We start from the raw sequence: 19,754 nt of genomic DNA, 5'->3' as shown, positions 1-19,754 counted from the left end.
CACCTCCCTACGGCCATACTAACTCGTACTCTCTGCCATCATATTGCCCCAGTATGACAAATTCCGACGGCACCTTGTCTTCTTGCATTCTATCTTCTAGGAGCCGCGCTAACTCTTCTTTTTCTACAGGGTATTCCCTAGCATCAATAATAGCTACAGACGCTTGGTACCTAGACTGTTCTAGATCTTTAAGTATTTTTTCGTCTATAGTTTTCCCTCGTAGCCTTTTTAGTGTTTTAAGGTCTGCGGTGGCGTCTCCGATGATGTAGTCCGGTGTGCGCTGTTTCCCGCCGGTGATCTCTAGCACGTGTTTCTTGCGGTCATCGTCTCGCATTTGCCCGATGATCTCTACTGCCTGCACCTTGGCCGTATTTCGCGTTTGTAGCCTTCCTACGAGTGCGCGTTCTTCTTTGAGCCAACTTCCTCCATCGTTGACGACCCCTGCTTTGCGAAGAGTCTCCGCACTAATCGCTTTCCGATGAAGCACAGTAGTGGACTTCTTACCCCTCTTATAAAGATGCATCTGCCCGGGCGCCTGCAACACACTGGGGGTAGGGCGCACAGTCATAACGTTTTTCATGGTGTGTCCGGCGCGGACTTGGTAGGGGCGGGAGGAGTGCAGGTAGTGTGTCCAGGCGCGTTGTTGGTCTTTTTCGCCGGTGGTGACGTGTCCGGCGGTGTTGTTCCACTCTTGTTCTAGTTCGTGGATGGAGGAGGGGACGTCGTCTTGGGTGAGGCATTCTATGGCCACACAGTGGCAGCTGTCGTGGAACCTGCCACCGTTGGTTTTCGAAGTAGCGGATTTCTCTGTGAGGTAGACGGCGCCCCGGGAGGCCAGCATCAGACAAAACGGGCAGGCATAAGGCCCAGGGATACGGGCATAGCGGGTACCGGAGCGTTGGGTGTTGTGGAAGACAGTTTTCCTGGCCTGCTGGAGAATGTTTCGCTCGAAACTCCCCGACGCTCCCAGGAACTGGGCAAGAGCCAGCGCATCCCACCCGTTAATCTTCCGCACTCCCCAGGTGACAGTGCGCTCCAGCTGCTCTAGCGGTGTCTCCTGCCAGGCGCTCTCTGGTCGTGGGAGTGTCTCCATAACCCCTGCGGAGATACGGGAAAGCTCGAAGGCTCGCACAGCGCAAATATGCAGACACAGGCGGCGGGTAAAGGAAAACCCCGCACCCAATAGGGGGTGACGGGGTTCTATTCGGGTAATGAAAGCGTTAGGAGGTCTTTGTTAGCTCTTCATAGGAGTAGATGCCATTAATACGCTTACGCAGGAACATAGGGTCCATCGAGTCCTGCTCCATGTAGAGATTCATGGGGATGGCACCTGAGAGGCACTCAAAGAGTTGATCAGCCCACCAGCGGAAATCATCGATGATAAACAATGATCTGACGTCTGCCCCAGGAGTTCCACTCGTTGCCTTATAAGCGATAGCTGCCTCCATGTAGTTGTCGTCATCGCCGGGGAGGGTCAGCTCCCGTTCGTCCTCATGTCCTGGCTTAATATCCACCTCGGCAGTGAATTGTGCCAGTGCATCCCGAACTTCTTTCAAAGCTCGCCCCATTGACGAAGCAATTGAAACTACTCTTGTTGTAGCCCATTCTTTCCACCTCCTCTTACTGCTATACAGGGAAAGGGTGACGTCTAAAGAGGCGCAACCGAGCTAACTGGATTCGCTACCCAAAATGCTCATTCAGGGAACGAGATAGACGGTCTCCTGCAAGATCTGAGGCGAAGAGAGTAAGGGGGCTAGAAGGTCTGTGGCAAAGGCTTGAGGTTCACCCTCCCCCGTTTCGTTATCCTTCTTGGTGATTTCCCCATCCTTGGGGGTGATCATGAGGCCTGACGCAACGAACGTAGATGTTGTTCCTGCTACTTCTGCTTCTTGTTTATGACCTGCAAAGGATCATTGGCCACTGCCGTAATGGCGACTGCCGCCGCCGCCTGCTGTTGGACCCTGCCGCGAGCTGCCGTGACACGAATGTCAAGCCCTTTGGCGTTCTGCCGCGCGATGGAAGCAACGAGGCTTAGAGTTTCGGGGGAGTCTGTGAACGCTTGTCCACCAAGCACCACACGGGTGGGGTTGAGAAGGCTCACCAAGGACGAGATAGCTTCGCCGAGGACAACGGCACGCTCTCGTAGGATTGTCTTCGCATCGCTATTGCCGTCTTCTGCTAGCGCGACCAACTCAGCAACAGTCTCGACAGGTAGGCCAGCGGCTTGGGCTGCCGCTACGACTGCGGAGTCTTTCACTGCACTGCCAACCGTGCCTTCACCCTGCGGGTCGAGCAAGGTGGTGGGGCCGGCAACCAGGTGGCCGAAGGTACCCGAGCTGGCCACACTATGGTGTACCTGGCCGTTATAGACCTGGCCGATACCGAGGGTTTCGCGGGCATACACGTAGAGGGTAGATGCAGCCACATCATGGGAGGACGTGTTCCACAGTTCGGCTGCGCTCATTGCTTCGACGTGGGGAGCAAGTGAGACGGGGAGACCAAGACCAGTGGCAAAGTACTGCCCAACGGCCACATCGTTCCAGCCCGCTGCGCTATCGGTGACGATGCCCTCTGCGGTGACGGATGCCTCAACGGCTACGCCAGTCCACAGCACTGTGCGCTGGTTACGGTAGCCCAGGACGTAAAGTGCAGCCTCTTCCAGTGCGGTAAGGAGCGCCCCGGGGGCGGTACCCGTCACCAAACCCTGCCGCAAATGCTTACCGCCGAGGATTCTGCCGCGCAGGTCATGAAGTGTGACGGAGGCGGTCCAGCGGCCAATGTAGATACCGAGGACAGCGTACTTGTCAGTGCGAACAGTAACAGGCAATGCAGGGCGGCCGATGGCACCCAGTTCAGTCAAATCTTCGCGTTCTTCCAACAGCTCGGCTTCCAGCAGCGAGATGACGTTGCGGTTGACGGTTGCGCGGCTTACTCCCGTGAGTTCTGCTGCACGATCTCGCTGCAGCGGTTCCTCAGTATGGGCGAGGTGGAAAATGCGGGCGGCGGCACCCTCTCCAAGGTGAAGCTGTGGGGCCACCACATAGCCGGCACCTGTGCTCACCCACGGCTGCGGAATGATGGAGGCGCTGCGTCGTCGCACTGCACGGCTAACCGGAGTGGGAGATGCCGGAGCGGAAGCTGTGGAAGCATGGATAGCGGAGGAATTGGTGTTGGGAGTGGTGATAGTGGCGTAAGACATTGTGTAAGGCTTTCGTGTGTGAGTCTGCAGCGGAGCAGTTCTATAGGGGGCAAGCGTTTGTGAAGGAAACGCGGAGGAAAATGGCTACCGGTGTGTGCGGATGCTAAGGAGCAGGGCTCAGAAACTTAGCGGCAACACATTCGAGACTGGCAGCCAGCCATACACATACACATGCAGATGCCACGGAGCGCCTTGACGGCGGTGCGTGCGGGGGTGGCATCTGCGGTGATCATGCGTTCAGCCTAACAAATGCATGTGGTGTGTGCCACGCACCCTATCTACATGCGTGGGGAAAAACTGCCTTCTAAGCACCGCAAAGAAAACTCTCACCTGTGCGTTCTCTGACAGCGAGAAACACTCTCACCCCGTGCTCAACTCTTCCCCACTGCCAATAAAGCGCTGATGCGGTGAGACACGCCGCTTCTCCCCCCCCCCATGACAAATGAAGTGCTGCCGCCTCGCCGGTAATAACGAGACGACAGCACCACACAGCTTTGCAGGCGTTCCGCGCTTAAGTAATTGCTAGGCCCAAGTGCACAAGCCCATCTCTGCCGGGCTCACAAGCAGCGGATGCTTGGGTACAACTCGCACCGTCACACCCACGTTGCCAGGATTCACCATCGGGATTTCCGCGTGGAAATCCCCATTGGCGGCCGGCTTCATGGTCACCATCCGGACATCATGTAGTTCGTCGTTTGTATCAACAGCACCGCAGACAGCCTGCACACACACATGGTCGGGGGAAAGTTTGCCCAGTTTCACTGAACACGTCATCGAGAGGGTGTTTCCAGCTGCCACAGACTGGCACTGCGCAATGTCCTTCTCTGCTGCTAGCGCATCCTGATCATTGCAGGACAGCGCAGTCACTGCTACCTTATCCCATTCAGCACGCAGCTTCTGCTGCCACTGTACGAAGTGCGCAGAGGCCTGCGGGTCGTCCACCATCTGCAGATACGTACCCTGGGCCGGACGGTAGTATTCCGTCACGTAGTCTCGCACCATGCGGGTTGCGGACACCTTCGGTGCCAACACGGAGAGGGATTTACGCATCCGCTCCACCCAGCCGCCAGGCACACCATCGTCATTGCGCTCATAGAACAACGGGGCCGCCTGGCGTTCTAGCAGGTCGTAGAGAGCGAGAGACTCAAGACGGTCCCGGGTGGAAGCGTCAGCGTTCTCGACGGAGGGGATAGTCCATCCCAGCTCATCGTCAGCCATCTCGTCCCACCAACCGTCGGAAACGGAGAGGGTGAGGCAACCGTTCATAACAGCCTTCATGCCGGAGGTGCCAGAGGCTTCCTGCGGCCGGATCGGGTTATTGAGCCAGATGTCGCAGCCTGCCACCATCATCTGGGCCAGACCGATGTCATAGTCGGGCAGGAAGACAATTCGATCGCGCACACCTGCCTGGTCAGCAAACTGCACCAGTTGCTGGAGTAGGTACTTGCCGCCGCCATCCGCAGGGTGAGCCTTACCAGCGATAATGAACTGAACCGGGCGTTCCTCGTTGGTGAGAATCTCGCGCAGGCGGTCGGCATCCTGCAGCATCAGCGTGAGACGCTTATAAGTGGAGACGCGGCGGGCAAAACCAACAGTGAGGACGTTGGGGTTAAGGATGTCATCGGTCCACCCCAGTTCAGCCTCAGAAGCACCGCGGTCGAGCCACGACTGGCGGACGGCCTTACGCGCCGCCTGCACCAGGCAGGCACGCTGGACATTCCGGCTCTTCCACAGTTCCTCATCCGAAATCCGGTCAATATGATCCCAGGAATCCGCAGTGGCGAGGTTTCCTTCACCCACAATGCGCTTCACAATAGGACGCATCGTTTGGGAGATCCAGGTGGGCATATGCACACCGTTGGTGACGGAGCCAATGGGAGACTCCTCATCCGGAAAACCCGGGTAGAGAGACGAGAACATCGAGCGGGAGACCACGCCGTGAAGTTTGGCCACGCCATTGGACCGCTGCGCTAGGCGCAACCCCATATGTGCCATGTTGAAGCGACCGGGATCACCTTCCGCACCGAGTGCTAGAACTCGTTCCACCGGCACACCTGGCACCAGCTTTGAGGCACCATCGTCGTCGGGGTTCAAGTAGCGCCGCACCATGGACATGTCGAAACGGTCGATGCCGGCGGGGACGGGGGTATGGGTAGTGAAGATACTGCTCGAGCGTACCTCTGCGAGCGCCTCATCGAAGTTGAGACCATTGTCCATGCGCCCGCGGATACGTTCGATCCCTAGGAATCCCGCATGGCCCTCGTTCAAGTGGGCAACCTGCGGGCGCGGCAGACCGGCGTTATCGCAGTAGGCGCACACGGCGCGGACACCGCCAATACCCAGGACAATCTCCTGGCGGATGCGGTGTTCTTCGTCGCCACCGTACAGACGGTCCGTGAGCTCGCGGAGGTCCTTAGCGTTTTCGGGAAGGTTTGTATCCAGCAGCAGGAGGGTGACTCGTCCCACCTGTGCGGTCCACATGGCGATGCTGAGGAAGCGTTTGCCCGGGAAACGTACAGACACTTCAAGTTGCTTGCCCGCTGCGTCGAGCACCGGCTTGATGGGAAGGTTGGCGGCGTCGTGATCCGAGTAGTTTTCGACCTGCAGCCCCTCGCGGGAGAGAGTCTGGGTGAAGTAGCCATTGTGGTAGAGCAGGCCTACACCAATCAGCGGAACGCCAAGGTCAGAGGCAGACTTTAGATGGTCACCGGCGAGTACCCCCAGGCCACCAGAGTAGATGGGCAGGCAGGGAGTGATACCGAATTCCATGGAGAAGTAGGCAGTGAGGGGATCGCGGCTGGCGCGCCCAGTCGCGTCCGGGTCATGAGTCTCTTGGAACCATGAATCGGCAGCCATGTAGGCTTCCAAGTTGCGGCATTCGCGCTCATAGTCATCGAGGAAACGATCATTAGCGAGGAGCTCTTCCCAACGGGTGGAGGAGGTTTCGCGAATCACCTGCAGAGGATCGCCACAGGCATCCCACTTAGCGGGGTCGATGATACGGAAGAGTTGGCGGGTTTCACTGCGCCATACCCAACGAAGGTTATAAGCAAGGTCATAAAGACATTGCAGTTCGTCGGGCAGGACTGGGGTTACTTTGACAATTCCAGATGCTCTCACCAGGTAAAGGGTATGGGTATAAGCCCCAATTGTCCATTCAGCACGGTCGATAAAAAAGTGAATCTTGTCCAAACAGTTGAGGCGCACAATAAAGGGCCCCTGCAGGGGCCCTTTACGACACGTGAAGGAGCGCTAGTGTTAGCGGTCTTCTTCGCCTAAACGGTGCACATGCACCATGTTGGTGGAGCCAGAGCGTCCCGGAGGAGCACCGGCCACAATAACTACCTGATCGCCGTACTCGTAGCCTGGCATGTCCAGCAGCTTACGGTCAGCAACACGCACCATGCTATCGGTATCGGAGAGGGTCTCCACGCGGAAGGAATCCGCGCCCCAGGCGAGCGCCAGTTGATTCTTCACCGCCTCGGAGTTGGTGAAGGCAATCAGTGGAATAGTCGGGTGGAGGCGTGCCACACGACGTACCGTGTCACCGGACGAAGTGAAGGAGACGATGGCCTTAACGTTAAGACGCTCGGCAATATCGACGGCTGCTTGGCAGATGACGCCACGGCGAGTACGAGGACGATGCTTCAACAGCGGAACCGCTTCCGGGTCCCGTTCTACAGCGCGCACAATGCGGCTCATCGTCTTCACCGTCTCGAAGGGGTAGGCACCCACTGAGGTTTCCCCGGACAGCATGACGGCATCGGTGCCATCGAGCACGGCGTTCGCCACGTCGGAGGCTTCTGCTCGGGTGGGGCGAGAGTTCTCGATCATCGAATCGAGCATCTGGGTTGCGACGATCACCGGGCGGGCGTTCTCGCGGGCAATCTGGATGGCGCGCTTCTGCATCATCGGTACATCTTCCAACGGAAGCTCCACACCCAGGTCGCCACGGGCAACCATGATGGCGTCGAAGGCAAGAACGACGGCTTCAAGATTGTCAATGGCTTCCGGCTTCTCCAGCTTGGCGATGACGGGGACACGCCTGCCCACCTCATCCATCACCTCGTGAACAAGCTCGACATCAGAGGGGGAACGGACGAAGGACAGGGCAATGAAGTCGACACCGAGTTCCAGGGCAAACCGAAGGTCGCTGATGTCCTTTTCCGACAATGCCGGGACAGACACATCCATACCGGGCAAAGAGACGCCCTTGTTATTGGAGACCGGGCCACCTTCCGTCACCAGGCAGACCACATCAGGCCCATCCACATGGTCAACGACCAGGCCAACTTTGCCGTCATCCACAAGGAGACGGTCGCCAGGCTTGGCATCGGAGGAGAGCTCCTTGTAGGTGGTGGAGACACGGTCGTGGGTGCCTTCGCAGTCTTCCACTGTGATGGTGACGGTTTCGCCGGTGGCCCAGACGGTGCGGTTGTCCTTGAACCGGCCCAGACGAATTTTGGGGCCTTGCAGGTCCGCAAGCACGCCTACGGCTTTGCCGCTAGCCTCGGAGGCTTCCCGCACCCACTGGTAGTTCTGGGCGTGGCCGGCATGATCGCCGTGGGACATGTTCATGCGGGCGACATTCATACCGGCATCTACAAGTTTGCGGATAGCTTCGGCAGAGGCGACAGCAGGACCTAGAGTACAAACGATTTTAGTTCGACGCTTCACAGTTTCAATCCTAGCTGGTTCCGTGGCAGAAACTCTATTACTCTCCTCTCCACACGGGAATTCACAGGCTTAATTGCGATTCCTATTCGCCCTGTTCATCTGTTCAATGGGTGGATGACGACGAGTCTCTGCCCTGCTCATCACCCATCTGACGTGCCGACAATGCGGCTATCTCGGCAACGCTACGCCGACCCCGTTTCGCTATGAGCACATAAACCAGCCCGGCACAGAAGAGAACCCCCGACACCCAGGTATTTACCCGCAGGCCGAGAATATGGGAAGCAGGATCGTTACGCATGAGCTCTACCCAGAAACGTCCCAGGCAGTAGAGCGTCACATAGCTGGCGAAGAGCCTCCCATAACCTATGACAAACTTCTTATCCACCACCAGCAGGAGGATCACGACAAGGAAGTCCCACAGCATTTCGTAGAGGAAGGTGGGATGGTAGGTACCGATGAGCTGTCCGGTGGAGACCCCGTGTGAACGCTCGTAGATCTCCAGTGCCCATGGCACAGTCGTGGGGCGTCCATAAAGCTCTTGGTTGAACCAGTTTCCGAGGCGACCAATGCCTTGCGCGAGGATAAGCCCGGGGGCCGCAGCATCCGCCAAAGCAGTCAGCGGCAGATGGTGTCTATGACAGTAGATGCCCGCCCCCAGCGCTCCGAATAGTACACCGCCCCAAATACCCAGGCCTCCTTCCCAAATCTTCAGGGAGTCGATGGGTTCATGTAGGGCTGTGGCCCCAAAGTAGAGATGCCAGTCCGTGATGACGTGGTAAAGACGTGCCCCAATAATCCCCAACGGAATAGCCCATAGGAGGGCATCGTAGACGTCGTTACGGTCACCCCCGCGGGCCTCCCAGCGACGTGCCGCAAGGATCGAACCAGTTACTGCTCCGACGATAATGCAGAGGGCATAGAAGTGAATATCAAGGGGTCCAAGTGAGAAATAACCACGCGGCGGGCTAGGAATGAACGCCAGCAGCTGGCTGGAATGTTGAGGCATGGCTCTCCTTGGACGTCGGGCTCTACCCCAGCGTACCTATTCGCGGCCAGGACAAGCCGGATGTGCACCGGTAATCACCAAATCACTAATGATGGAAGCTGGGTCGTCCGCCGTTACGACACTGCCCCCAACCAGCACTGCATCAATACCTGCCCCGGCGTAAGAGAGAAGATCGCGAGGCCCCCGCACGCCTGCTTCACCAATACGGAGAACCTCCGCCGGCAGTCCAGTTGCAATCTCGCCGAAAAGGGTCCGATCAATATAGTTCGTGCCTAGGTGACGGGCATTGATGGCGATGACTTTAGCACCGGCTTCCAGCGCGCGACTTGCCTCTGCGGGGCAATGCACTTCCAACACTGCATGCATCCCCAAGGATTCGACGCGATCGAGAAGCGCTTCCAGCTGGTCTTGTTGAAGGAGCTCAACGTTGAGCTGGACGAGATCGGCGCCGTGCGACCGCAACTCGTGAATCTGATATGGGGCGACGACGAAATCTTTGACCAGAATGGGAACATCGACTGCCCGCCGAACAAGGTCGAGATCAAGCAGCGAGCCTCGGTAGTAATGGCGCTCAGTCTGAACCGAGACAATTCGCGCCCCTGCTTTCACGAAGAGCTGGGCTAGCCCTGCCGGATCAGGAATATCTGCCAGGGGGCCACGTGCGGGACATGCCCGGATGATCTCGGCGATCACAGAAACCCCCGGCTGGTGCAGCGCACCTAACCCATCGCGGGGTGCCGGAGCCTCCGCCGCCATTCTCTTGATGGTGGCGTAGTCGAGGCATTCTTCTCGCTGTGCCAGGTCCTCTTTCACAAGGTCTATCAGATCGGAGGGGTAACCCGGCATCGTCCCTCCCTTTACTGCTGTGAATCTGACAGAATCAGCGTAGCGATGCACCTTTGCAAACTGAAAACCGGATTTCCACGTTCCCCCAGCGCCTCATCACTCAGCACTCCATCAACCTGGGACAATAGCACCACAAGCGGTGTTTCGCCGCTAGCGTTCCTTTGTGCCGTACAGCAGATCCTGCCGTAATGGGTAGTTCTCTTCAGCTGCGAGTAAAGGACGAGCAGTAAAGCACGTCTTGGTATTGGTATGGCAGGCCGCACCAGTCTGTTCCACCACATAGAGCACTGTGTCAGCGTCACAATCGTGGAATACCGCAACAACATGCTGAACATGCCCTGACGTGAGTCCCTTGGTCCACACTTCAGAGCGGGAACGAGACCAGTAGGTCGCCTGACGGGTATCCAGAGTGTACTGCAGCGCGGCTTCGTTGGCCCACGCCATCATCAGCACTTCACCCGTCTCATTATCCTGCACCACGACAGGAAGAAGCCCCTGATCATTCCATCGGAGATCAGCCAAACTCGTGACGATAGGGTCGGGACCACTGCTCATCGGACGGTAATTCCTTCAGCCCGCATAGCGTCCTTCACCTCAGCAATAGTCACTTCACCGAAGTGGAAGATACTGGCAGCCAGTACCGCATCTGCACCGGCCTGTACAGCAGGGGCAAAGTCGCTGGCTTTACCCGCTCCCCCCGAGGCAATGACGGGGATGGAGACCGCTGCCCGCACGGCCTTAATCATCTCCAGATCGAAACCATCTTTAGTGCCGTCCGCATCCATGGAGTTCAGGAGAATCTCCCCTGCCCCGAGTTCCTCGCCACGACGTGCCCACTCAACGGCATCGATACCGGTACCACGGGAGCCTCCATGGGTGGTGACCTCCCAACCTGACGAAGTGGGTGTCTCCCCTGCCGGGACAGTGCGAGCATCTACCGACAGCACGATGCACTGGGCCCCAAAAGTGCGAGCCCCATCAGTGAGCAGCTGCGGATTAGCGATAGCTGCTGTGTTGATGGAGACTTTGTCGGCACCGGCACGGAGCATCCGGTCAATATCCTCCACAGCTCGGATTCCCCCACCCACAGTAAGTGGAATAAACACTTCCTCAGCGGTCGCGCGCACTACATCAACCATGGTGGCACGTCCTGCAGAGGATGCTGTGACATCGAGGAAAGTAAGCTCGTCGGCGCCGGAGGCATTGTAGGCACGGGCTAGCTCCACCGGGTCTCCCGCATCCCGGAGGTTGAGGAAGTTGACGCCTTTCACCACTCGTCCGTTGTCAACGTCGAGGCACGGGATCACGCGGGTTGCGAGGGTCACAGTCTTTCCTTCCATTTCGGTGTCGACGACTGCCGTCACCGTACCGGGCTCTATATGAATGTTAAGCGAGGGCGCCCACTGCAGCGAGTGCCTCAGGAAGTGTGAATTTTCCTGCGTAAAGGGCTTTTCCAGTGATAGCTGAGTCTACTCCGCGAGCTTCCAATCCGGCAATAGCTACCAAATCCGCCACGCTGGAGACTCCGCCAGAGGCAACAATCTTTGCGTCAGTGGCATCGGCAACGGCACCGAGCATCTCGAGGTTCGGACCGGACAGCATTCCATCCTTGGAGACGTCGGTGACGACATAGCGCGTACAACCGTCCTTGTTGAGGCGCTCCAGCACCTCCCACAGATTGCCCCCATCGGACACCCAGCCACGACCCCGGAGCCGCGGTTCACCGTCAATAACGCGAACATCGAGACCAATAGCGACACGGTCTCCGTTGTCCGCCAACACGCGGGCACACCAGGCAGGATTTTCCAATGCCGCAGTGCCAATATTGACGCGCCGGCAGCCTGTTGAGAGGGCTCGCTGCAGGGACTCATCATCCCGAATACCACCAGACAGCTCCACGTTGACGTCGAGTTCTCCGACTACCTCACGCAGCATGTCGTAGTTAGAACCACGGCCAAAAGCCGCATCGAGGTCAACAAGGTGAATCCACTCGGCCCCATCTTCCTGCCACTTTAGTGCGGCTTCACGGGGTGCGCCATAAACGGTCTCGGAACCGGCCTCACCTTGCACGAGGCGGACTGCTTTGCCGTCAGCAACGTCAACGGCGGGGAGGAGAGTAAAACTCACGATTGTCTTCCTTATTCGGCTCTACAGTTACGGATTTCCGGCTGCCTCAGGGTGATTTATACACGCCCTGGGGGCGAAGGAAAGTTAGGAAAGGCAACTCAACCAGTTCTTAAGAAGCTCAGAACCAGCATCACCGGACTTTTCTGGGTGGAACTGTGTGGCCGATAATGGCCCATTCTCCACCGCTGCAATGAAACGGCACTGCTCATGTTGGGACCAGCTCACCCGCGCGGGGGTGAGAAGGCCCGTTGGATCTTGCTCCATCTCCCAGTCCAATGCGGCGTAGGAGTGTACGAAGTAGAACCGGGTGTCGGGATCGATACCCCGGAACAACAGCGACCCTTGTGCCGCCTCAATGGTGTTCCACCCCATATGCGGGAGCACATGCGCATCGAGTTTCTTCACGACACCGGGCCACTCCCCCATACCGTCAGTGCGGTGCAGTCCATCGGCCTCATTGTCCTCTGACGTGAAGGGGAATTCTTCACCGGCCTCGAACATAAGCTGCATACCAATGCAGATACCCAGCACCGGGCGGGAGCCGGCGAGCCGCTGTCCCACTACCCGATCACCTTTGACGCGCTGCAAACCTTGCCAGCAGGAACCGAAGGCACCGACGCCCGGGACAACCAGACCATCAGCGTTGAGGGCGATGGTGGGGTCGCTGGTGACACAAGTATCAGCACCCACATAGGCGAGAGCTTTTTCAGCAGAGCGGAGGTTTCCGGACCCGATGTCCAGGACAGCGACGCGTGGTTTCATAGGCTTTAGTGTACTTGGTCAGTCGGCTGAGCCGAATCGTGGGAGCTGTCGGGAAACCCTGCTAGAGGGCACCCTTGGTAGAGGGAATGCCGGTGATCCGTGGATCCCGTTCGGTGGCTTCCCGCAGTGCGCGGGCCAACGCTTTAAACTCCGCCTCCGTAATATGGTGGGGGTCCCGCCCATCCAGGACGCGAATGTGCAGGCAGATTCCTGCGTTCATGGCGAAACTATCGAACACGTGGCGGTTCATCACCGTGTCATAGCTCGCCCCACCGTGGGAGGAGATCAAGGTGTGGCGCATAATGGCCGGCTCACCACGGTGCACACAGTAGGCACGGCCGGAAACATCAACCACTACTCGGGCAAGGCTCTCGTCCAGTGGAATGCAGGCTTCTCCGAATCGCCGAATACCGGCTTTATCGCCAAGCGCTTGGCGGAGCGCTTGGCCGAGGCAGATGGCGGTATCTTCCACCGTATGGTGGGCATCCACGTCAACATCGCCCTGTGCATGGACAGTGAGGTCAAAAGCACCGTGCTTGCCGAGTGCCGTCAGCATATGGTCGTAAAACGGCACACCCGTGGTGATATCGGTCTTCCCGGTACCGTCCAGGTTGATCTCAACAGTGATGGTGGATTCGCTGGTGACGCGCTCCACCCGTCCAATACGTGCAGTCATATCTCTACTTTGTCATGTTTGTACTGGAAGTGGAACTCATTTGTGGGGAACAAAGGCAGCTCCCCCAGTGCCTTTAAGCGCCTAATACAGCCTCGGTTGCGCGCAAGAAGTGATCATTCTCTTCCTGCAACCCGATGGTGACACGCAGATAGCGAGGGATGCCGACGTCACGGATGAGCACCCCCTGGTCCAAGTACTGCTGCCAGATACCTGCCGCATCCTTAAACTCGCCAAAGAGAAGGAAGTTCGAGGCGCTGGGGATCACCGTCAGTCCGTGGGCGGTAAGCTCAGCGGCAACCCGCTCACGTTCTGCCACCAATTCGGCGACGGAAGCCAACGTCTCATCCGCGTGGCGCAACGCGGCCAGAGCAGCAGCTTGGCTGAGGGTGGAGAGATGGTACGGGAGGCGCACCAGCATGACCGCCCCAATGAACGCAGGTGCTGCCACAAAGTATCCCAGGCGGCCGCCAGCAAAGGCGAAGGCCTTACTCATCGTGCGAGACACCACCAGCTTCTCGGGATAGTCAGCGAGAAGCTCACAGGCGCTAGGGGCAGCAGAGAACTCGCCGTAGGCTTCATCCAGAATGATGAGGCTGTTGGTAGCGTCGAGAATGCGGCGGAGGTCCTCGTTGGGAAGATTCTGACCGGTGGGGTTATTGGGGCTCGTCAGAAAGACAATATCCGGGTTTTCCGCCTGGATTGCGGCAATTGCAGCATCCACATCAAGCGAGAAATCTGCGCGGCGGGGTTGTGGCAGCCATTCTGTGGTGGTGCCGGTGACCAGAATGGGATGCATCGAGTAGGAGGGCACAAATCCCATCGCCCGTCGACCGGGTCCACCGAACGCCTGCAACAACTGCTGAAGAATTTCGTTGGAACCGTTCGCCACCCAGAGATTGTCCACGCCAACCTCAACTCCTGTTTGACGGGTGACATAGGCGGCAAGCTCGGTTCGCAGCTCGACCGCATCACGGTCGGGGTAGCGATTGAGCGTGCGGGCAGCTTCTGCCACTGCTGCCGTCACATCAGCAACGAGGGTACCACTGGGAGGATGCGGGTTCTCGTTGGTGTTGAGCTGGGAGGGAACAGTGAGCTGCGGGGCTCCATAGGGGGATTTGTCCCGGAGGGCATCCCGCAGGGGAAGGTCGGACAACTGAACGTTGGCGCCAATAGAGCTCATCGAGATTGGTCTTTCCAGTAGGTGGGCAGAAGTGTGGAATTGTGCTGGCGGCACCGAAGCTCTATGGCTGCTGCCGTGCTGCCGCGGCTTGCTTGCGGACTTCCAGGCTTGTTCCGTGTGCGGGGAGGACTTCTTCGCTAGCCAGGGTTTGGATGGCATCCGCGATTCCCAGCAGGGCCTCTTCGTTGTAATCGATGAGGTGGACAGGCTTAAGGAAGGTGTAGGTCGAGAGACCCGCGTTGTACCGAGCAGATCCACAGGTAGGCAGCACATGGTTGGAACCCGCGGCGTAGTCGCCTAGCGGAACGGGGCTATAGGATCCGACGAAAATGGCACCTGCGGACTGTACCCGGTCGGCCAGGGTTGCTGCATCAGCGGTGTGGATTTCGAGGTGTTCAGCGGCATAAGCATTGACCACCTGCAGTCCCTGCTCCATGTCGTCAACCAGGATGATGCCGGATTGGGGACCTGCTAGCGCCGTATTGATACGTTCTGCAGTGACATCTTTACCGGCTTCTGTGTCGATATACATGTCAACGGCGTCAGCCAGTTCTTCGCTATCGGTGATAAGGACAGAAGCGGCCAGCGGATCATGTTCTGCTTGGCTCACCATATCGGCAGCGACGAAAGTGGGGTTAGCGGTCTGGTCTGCCAACACTGCAATTTCCGACGGACCGGCCTCTGCGTCAATACCGACAACACCACGTACAAGGCGTTTTGCGGCGGTGACGAAGACGTTACCGGGACCAGTGACCAAATCGACAGGTTCGAGCACCGTTGCGTCATCCGTGTCGACGCCTCCGTAGGCCAGCAGGGCAACGGCTTGCGCCCCTCCCACAGCCCATACCTCCTCCACACCTAACAGTGCGCAGGCGGCCAGGATCGTGGGATGCGGCCAACCATCATTGTCTGTTTGGGGCGGCGAGGCAACGACCAGGCTCTGGACGCCTGCTTCCTGTGCAGGAACCACGTTCATGACGACAGAGGACGGGTAAACCGCCTTACCGCCGGGCACATAAAGGCCTACGCGTCCCACCGGAATCCACTTTTCGGTGACCGTACCGCCCGGTACCACTGTCACGGTGTGACGGTCGGGACGCTGTGCGGCGTGCACCATGCGAATACGGCGAATAGCCTCGTTCAGAGCGTCTTTCACCGCGTCGTCGGTGGAGTCGAGGGCAGCGTCAATAACTGCTGCGGGGACGCGAACCGAGGTGGGGCGAATACCATCGAACTTCTCGCCGTAGGAGAGTGCTGCGGAGGCTCCATGCTTATGGATGTCCTGGACAAGTGCAGCTACCTTATCCATTACCGCGCTCGGGTCGGAGCCACCACGTGGCATTGCAGCTCGTAGTTGAGCAGTGGTAAGGGTGCGTCCGCGCAGGTCAGTGCGTACCAGCATGAGCGTCCTTCCAAAGGGGGTGATTCACCATAATTGGGTCGCTACCAGTATAGACCGCACCTGACACGAGAACGAATATATATTAGGGTAGCCTAATATGAATGATGAGCGCATAGCTTCCGCGTTACATATCGAGACCGAGATCGAGAACCTTCACTGAGTGCGTTAGCCCTCCCACCGCCACGTAGTCAACGCCTGTCAGCGCATAGAGATTTGCATCTGACAACGTAAGGCCACCCGACGATTCCAATTTGGTGCGGGGGGCACCCATATTACGGCGCTGCACCGCCATACTAGTGGTAGGAAGATCCATATTATCCAGTAGGACCAGGTCAACGCCTTCCTTCAGGACAGCATCCAACTGTTCGAGTGAGTCTACTTCCACCTCTGTGGGGATGGTGGGGTACTGCTCCTTAATGGCGCGCAGAGCCTCCACAACTCCCCCTGCCGCTACTACGTGGTTGTCTTTGATCAGCGCCGCATCGCCAAGCGCCATACGGTGGTTCACGCCTCCGCCCACGCGCACGGCATACTTTTCCAGGTCACGCAATCCGGGCAGTGTCTTACGAGTATCACGCACCTGACAACGGGTACCGATCATTGCATCCACCCAACGACGGGTAATAGTGGAAATTCCAGATAGGTGCGTGACGATGTTGAGTAGAGTGCGCTCCGCCGTCAATAGTTCACGAGTGGGTGCAGTAATGGTGAGCACAGTATCTCCGGGCTCGATGATGTCACCATCACAGAAAAACGCTTCCATAGTGTAGTTGCCCTCACCCACGACTTTGTCGAGAACGACCTTCACTACCGGAATACCGCAGATAACACCTTGCTCGCGGGTCTGCACATGGGCCACTGCCCGTGAGTCCACCGGCACTGTGGCCAGTGTCGTGACATCTGGTCCAAGCCGCAGATCCTCTTCCAAAGCGATATCCACAACCCGCTCCATATCCGCTGGATTGGGGGGAGCTACCGGGCCACGCGACACGGGAAAAGCTGTCTGCGGAGTAAAGGGGAAGACGGGGTATTCAGCATCAAAGCTCATAGTCATGAAAAGTCCTTACATTCGGTTCGAGAAGGCGTGCAGAGGTTAGCACTATGGACGCGGATTGATGCACGTCTCGTGTTCAATATGTCCATCCGGGCTAAGCCGGAAGACACGACTGGCGCACTGTGCTGAATCCTGCGTCGGGTAGTCCAAACGAGTATGGCCACCGCGCGTTTCGGTGCGCAGTAGTGCCGCCTCAGTAATAATGCGGCAGAGCTGAACGGTGTCATGCATGCGCCGCGACAGGGTGGCATACATAGAATCAAGCTGGTCTGCGGCTTGTGTGAGCAATACGGCATCCCGAGTTACACCCACATATGCGCTCATGAGCTGCTGCAAAGCGCGGCGCTCTCGCCGGCGTTGAACAGGCGTGTCTCCCAGTGGGAAGTCATGCTGATGTACCTCGGTATCGGCACGCCAGGCTTTTTCAATAGTGTGGGAGCTGATGGCGCCTCGCTCGGCACAGCGTGCTGCCGCTAAAACGGGGACACGTCCACCTACCACAAGGCCTTCCAACAAACTGTTGGAGGCAAGCCGGTTGGCACCGTGCAGGCCGGTACGGGCACACTCCCCGGCAGCATAGAGCCCAGGTACATCGGTACGTCCTGCAGCGTCGGTGACAATGCCGCCGCTTTGATAGTGAGCCGCAGGAGCGATAGGAATGCGCTGAATCTGCGGGTCAATGTTGGCTTTTTGGCAGCCCGCGGTGACTGTGGGGAAGCGTTCATGGAAGTGGTCAATATGGGTGGCATCCAACCACGCGCACTCCTCCCCCGTTTCTCGCATATGCAAGGCGATAGAACGCGCAACAATATCGCGGGGTGCCAGCTCCAGGCGTGGGTCAATGCCTACCATGAAGCGAGTTCCAGCCGCGTCATAGAGCAATGCGCCTTCCCCACGAACAGCTTCGGAGATGAGTGGGCGCCGACCGGTCCGTTGCGAATCGAAGAGCACAGTGGGATGGAATTGGGTGAATTCCATATCTGCCACGCGTGCGCCGGCTCGTAGAGCGAGGGACAATCCTTCCCCACGGACGCCTTCTGGGCTAGTCGTGACGTTAAACAGTTGTCCATTGCCACCGGTTGCGAGCAGCACACATGGGGCAGCAATATAGCCTGCTCCACGCGGGTCGCGTACACCGACACCCACAACTCCGTCAGCGTCGGTAAAAATACTGGTAACACGGGCGTTCTGGAGGCACGGTGTACCGGCGGAGGCAACTTCAAGGGACCGCTGCACTTCCGCCCCAGTTGCATCTCCGCCTGCGTGAATGATGCGACGGACAGAGTGGCCGCCTTCCCGAGTCCGCTTCAGTGGCCCCTCTGCGGTGGCATCAAAGTGTCCCCCCAGATCGATGAGTTTCTGTACTGCCGCGGCCCCGCCTTCGATGATGGAGGTCACGGCTTCCTCATCGCAGAGCCCGGCACCCGCATCGAGTGTGTCTGCCACGTGGAGTGCGAGCGCATCGTCAAGATTGGTATCCAGCTCGGTATCGTGGAGACCGGTGACGGCCACGCCGCCTTGTGCAATCTTGGTGGCTGCGTTGGGGTAGCGTGGGATCGTTCGGGCACCCTCATGCCATTGGCCTTTGTCGACGATAACAGCATGTAACCCCTGCTCGTGGGCGGCAACAGCAGCGGAGAGACCCGCTACCCCCGCACCAACGATGACGAGGTCACACTGCATAGTCCATGGTGTATCCATAGGAGGAATGTCTTTCCGTGAGTGCTAACGGGCGGCCGGGCTGTTTCCGATAGAGATCATCCGGTCGACGGGACGGTAGGCTGCGGCAATGGTATCTGGGTCGAGATCGATCTCGTCTTTTCCGAGGGCCAAGCACCGGAGTAGTGCGGCAGGGGTGATCATCTTCATGAATGGACAGGCTGCATGGGGGTTAATGGGGGTAAAGGTGACATTGGGGGCGACAGCTTTCAGCTGGTGCAGCATTCCCACTTCGGTAGCGACAAGCACCTCTCCATGGTCACCGCATGCACCTGCTTCTTCTGCTTCTTCCAGCATGCCGCCCGTAGATAGGATCTTCACCTGTTCCTGCGGCACTACTCCTTCTTGTGCTAGGTAGAGAGCTGAGGTCGTGCATCCACACTCGGGGTGGATGTAGAGGTCTGAGTCGGGGTGCTGGCAGGCTGTTTCGGCGAGGACGTCACCGTTGATGTCTGCATGAATGTGGCACTCCCCCATCCAAATGTGAATGTTGTTGCGTCCGGTTTTCCGCTTGACGTGAGCTCCTAGGAACTGGTCGGGGCAGAACAGTACTTCTTGGTCCGCGGGGATGGATTGCACGACATCCACAGCGTTGCTAGAGGTACAGCAGATATCTGTCATGGCTTTTACCTCAGCGGTGGTATTGACATAGCTCACTACCGTCGCGTCGGGGTATTCAGCTTTCCAGGCGGCGAGTTCTGCGGCGGTAATGGAGCTTGCAAGAGAACATCCGGCACGCGCATCGGGAATAAGGACGCGCTTTTCTGGGGAGAGAATCTTCGCGGTTTCCGCCATGAAGTGTACCCCGCAGAAGACGATGGTGGAGTGTGGATCGTTGGCAGCGACTCGCGACAAAGCTAGTGAGTCACCTGTGTAATCCGCGATGTCTTGAATTTCCGGGAGCTCGTAGTTATGGGCAAGGAGGACGGCGTCGCGGGCGTCAGCCAGTCGTCGTACTTCTGCTGCCCAGGTGGCGTCTCCGACGATTCCGGTATAAGTGCCAGCTGCGTTGGTGGTGATCTGAGACAAGAGAGGCGAGTCTAGATGGTCGAGTGTGTGGGCAGTCATGGTGCGCTCCCAGGTTGAAGAGAGTGTTCTCGAGGGGT

17 protein-coding genes are annotated in these 19,754 nt (G+C 58.1%); all 17 read right to left on the bottom strand.

Going from position 1 to position 19,754, the window contains the following annotated elements:
• Nucleotides 1-7: 7 nt before the first annotated feature.
• On the bottom strand, nt 8-1,132 hold the full coding sequence (locus tag IY73_RS07670; RefSeq protein ID WP_148565070.1) for a VG15 protein: 1,125 nt from the start codon (nt 1,130-1,132) through the stop codon (nt 8-10).
• 88 nt (nt 1,133-1,220) lie between these two features.
• A complete protein-coding gene (locus IY73_RS07665; RefSeq protein WP_148417830.1) occupies nt 1,221-1,514 on the bottom strand; it encodes a hypothetical protein in 294 nt (97 codons plus the stop codon).
• A gap of 362 nt (nt 1,515-1,876) precedes the next feature.
• Nucleotides 1,877-3,199 (bottom strand): ROK family protein, encoded by a 1,323-nt coding sequence (locus tag IY73_RS07660; protein ID WP_053979159.1) that lies wholly within the window; start codon nt 3,197-3,199, stop codon nt 1,877-1,879.
• A 522-nt stretch (nt 3,200-3,721) separates the two neighbouring features.
• Nucleotides 3,722-6,319, bottom strand: a complete 2,598-nt coding sequence (gene glgP / locus IY73_RS07655) for an alpha-glucan family phosphorylase (protein ID WP_053979226.1) — start codon at nt 6,317-6,319, stop codon at nt 3,722-3,724.
• Nucleotides 6,320-6,457: 138 nt separating this feature from the next.
• Nucleotides 6,458-7,876 (bottom strand): pyruvate kinase, encoded by a 1,419-nt coding sequence (gene pyk, locus IY73_RS07650; RefSeq protein WP_053962554.1) that lies wholly within the window; start codon nt 7,874-7,876, stop codon nt 6,458-6,460.
• A 103-nt stretch (nt 7,877-7,979) separates the two neighbouring features.
• Nucleotides 7,980-8,882 carry a prolipoprotein diacylglyceryl transferase gene (gene lgt / locus IY73_RS07645; RefSeq protein WP_053962553.1) on the bottom strand — a complete coding sequence of 301 codons (903 nt, stop codon included), beginning with the start codon at nt 8,880-8,882 and terminating at the stop codon, nt 7,980-7,982.
• Between the two features lie 36 nt (nt 8,883-8,918).
• Nucleotides 8,919-9,728: an indole-3-glycerol phosphate synthase TrpC gene (gene trpC, locus IY73_RS07640; RefSeq protein ID WP_053962552.1), complete on the bottom strand. Its 810-nt coding sequence runs from the start codon at nt 9,726-9,728 to the stop codon at nt 8,919-8,921.
• A gap of 150 nt (nt 9,729-9,878) precedes the next feature.
• Nucleotides 9,879-10,283 carry a phosphoribosyl-AMP cyclohydrolase gene (hisI, locus tag IY73_RS07635; protein ID WP_053962551.1) on the bottom strand — a complete coding sequence of 135 codons (405 nt, stop codon included), beginning with the start codon at nt 10,281-10,283 and terminating at the stop codon, nt 9,879-9,881.
• Entirely contained in the window at nt 10,280-11,068 is a 789-nt protein-coding gene (hisF, locus tag IY73_RS07630; protein ID WP_172621890.1) for an imidazole glycerol phosphate synthase subunit HisF, read from the bottom strand. The genes hisI and hisF overlap by 4 nt, the downstream gene beginning before the upstream one ends.
• 46 nt (nt 11,069-11,114) lie before the next feature.
• Nucleotides 11,115-11,855 (bottom strand): bifunctional 1-(5-phosphoribosyl)-5-((5-phosphoribosylamino)methylideneamino)imidazole-4-carboxamide isomerase/phosphoribosylanthranilate isomerase PriA, encoded by a 741-nt coding sequence (priA, locus tag IY73_RS07625; protein ID WP_053962550.1) that lies wholly within the window; start codon nt 11,853-11,855, stop codon nt 11,115-11,117.
• An 84-nt stretch (nt 11,856-11,939) separates the two neighbouring features.
• Entirely contained in the window at nt 11,940-12,617 is a 678-nt protein-coding gene (gene hisH, locus IY73_RS07620; protein ID WP_053962549.1) for an imidazole glycerol phosphate synthase subunit HisH, read from the bottom strand.
• Nucleotides 12,618-12,678: 61 nt separating this feature from the next.
• Entirely contained in the window at nt 12,679-13,293 is a 615-nt protein-coding gene (gene hisB, locus IY73_RS07615; RefSeq protein ID WP_053962548.1) for an imidazoleglycerol-phosphate dehydratase HisB, read from the bottom strand.
• 73 nt (nt 13,294-13,366) lie between these two features.
• Entirely contained in the window at nt 13,367-14,473 is a 1,107-nt protein-coding gene (locus IY73_RS07610) for a histidinol-phosphate transaminase (RefSeq protein ID WP_053962547.1), read from the bottom strand.
• A gap of 61 nt (nt 14,474-14,534) precedes the next feature.
• Nucleotides 14,535-15,875 (bottom strand): histidinol dehydrogenase, encoded by a 1,341-nt coding sequence (hisD, locus tag IY73_RS07605; RefSeq protein ID WP_053962546.1) that lies wholly within the window; start codon nt 15,873-15,875, stop codon nt 14,535-14,537.
• Nucleotides 15,876-15,999: 124 nt separating this feature from the next.
• Nucleotides 16,000-16,827, bottom strand: coding sequence for a carboxylating nicotinate-nucleotide diphosphorylase (nadC, locus tag IY73_RS07600; RefSeq protein WP_053962765.1), 828 nt, complete (start codon nt 16,825-16,827; stop codon nt 16,000-16,002).
• A 147-nt stretch (nt 16,828-16,974) separates the two neighbouring features.
• Complete coding sequence (gene nadB, locus IY73_RS07595; protein ID WP_053962545.1) at nt 16,975-18,630, bottom strand: L-aspartate oxidase; 1,656 nt, start codon at nt 18,628-18,630, stop codon at nt 16,975-16,977.
• Nucleotides 18,631-18,654: 24 nt separating this feature from the next.
• A complete protein-coding gene (gene nadA, locus IY73_RS07590; RefSeq protein WP_053962544.1) occupies nt 18,655-19,716 on the bottom strand; it encodes a quinolinate synthase NadA in 1,062 nt (353 codons plus the stop codon).
• Nucleotides 19,717-19,754: the final 38 nt, after the last annotated feature.

It is taken from the genome of Lawsonella clevelandensis (assembly GCF_001293125.1).
Lineage (GTDB): Bacteria > Actinomycetota > Actinomycetes > Mycobacteriales > Mycobacteriaceae > Lawsonella > Lawsonella clevelandensis.
Note: the sequence above shows the minus strand (reverse complement) of the source record. Positions and strands in the feature narration are given on the sequence as shown.

Excerpts from the sequence above, each read along its gene's own strand:
- hisD (WP_053962546.1), bottom strand. The coding sequence starts at position 15,875 with ATGCTGGTACGCACTGACCTGCGCGGACGCACCCTTACCACTGCTCAA.
- nadC (WP_053962765.1), bottom strand. The coding sequence starts at position 16,827 with ATGGAGCGGGTTGTGGATATCGCTTTGGAAGAGGATCTGCGGCTTGGA.
- trpC (WP_053962552.1), bottom strand. The coding sequence starts at position 9,728 with ATGCCGGGTTACCCCTCCGATCTGATAGACCTTGTGAAAGAGGACCTG.
- hisF (WP_172621890.1), bottom strand. The coding sequence starts at position 11,068 with ATGGAAGGAAAGACTGTGACCCTCGCAACCCGCGTGATCCCGTGCCTC.
- nadB (WP_053962545.1), bottom strand. The coding sequence starts at position 18,630 with ATGGATACACCATGGACTATGCAGTGTGACCTCGTCATCGTTGGTGCG.
- hisB (WP_053962548.1), bottom strand. The coding sequence starts at position 13,293 with ATGACTGCACGTATTGGACGGGTGGAGCGCGTCACCAGCGAATCCACC.
- hisI (WP_053962551.1), bottom strand. The coding sequence starts at position 10,283 with ATGAGCAGTGGTCCCGACCCTATCGTCACGAGTTTGGCTGATCTCCGA.
- hisH (WP_053962549.1), bottom strand. The coding sequence starts at position 12,617 with ATGAAACCACGCGTCGCTGTCCTGGACATCGGGTCCGGAAACCTCCGC.
- lgt (WP_053962553.1), bottom strand. The coding sequence starts at position 8,882 with ATGCCTCAACATTCCAGCCAGCTGCTGGCGTTCATTCCTAGCCCGCCG.
- nadA (WP_053962544.1), bottom strand. The coding sequence starts at position 19,716 with ATGACTGCCCACACACTCGACCATCTAGACTCGCCTCTCTTGTCTCAG.
- IY73_RS07610 (WP_053962547.1), bottom strand. The coding sequence starts at position 14,473 with ATGAGCTCTATTGGCGCCAACGTTCAGTTGTCCGACCTTCCCCTGCGG.
- IY73_RS07660 (WP_053979159.1), bottom strand. The coding sequence starts at position 3,199 with ATGTCTTACGCCACTATCACCACTCCCAACACCAATTCCTCCGCTATC.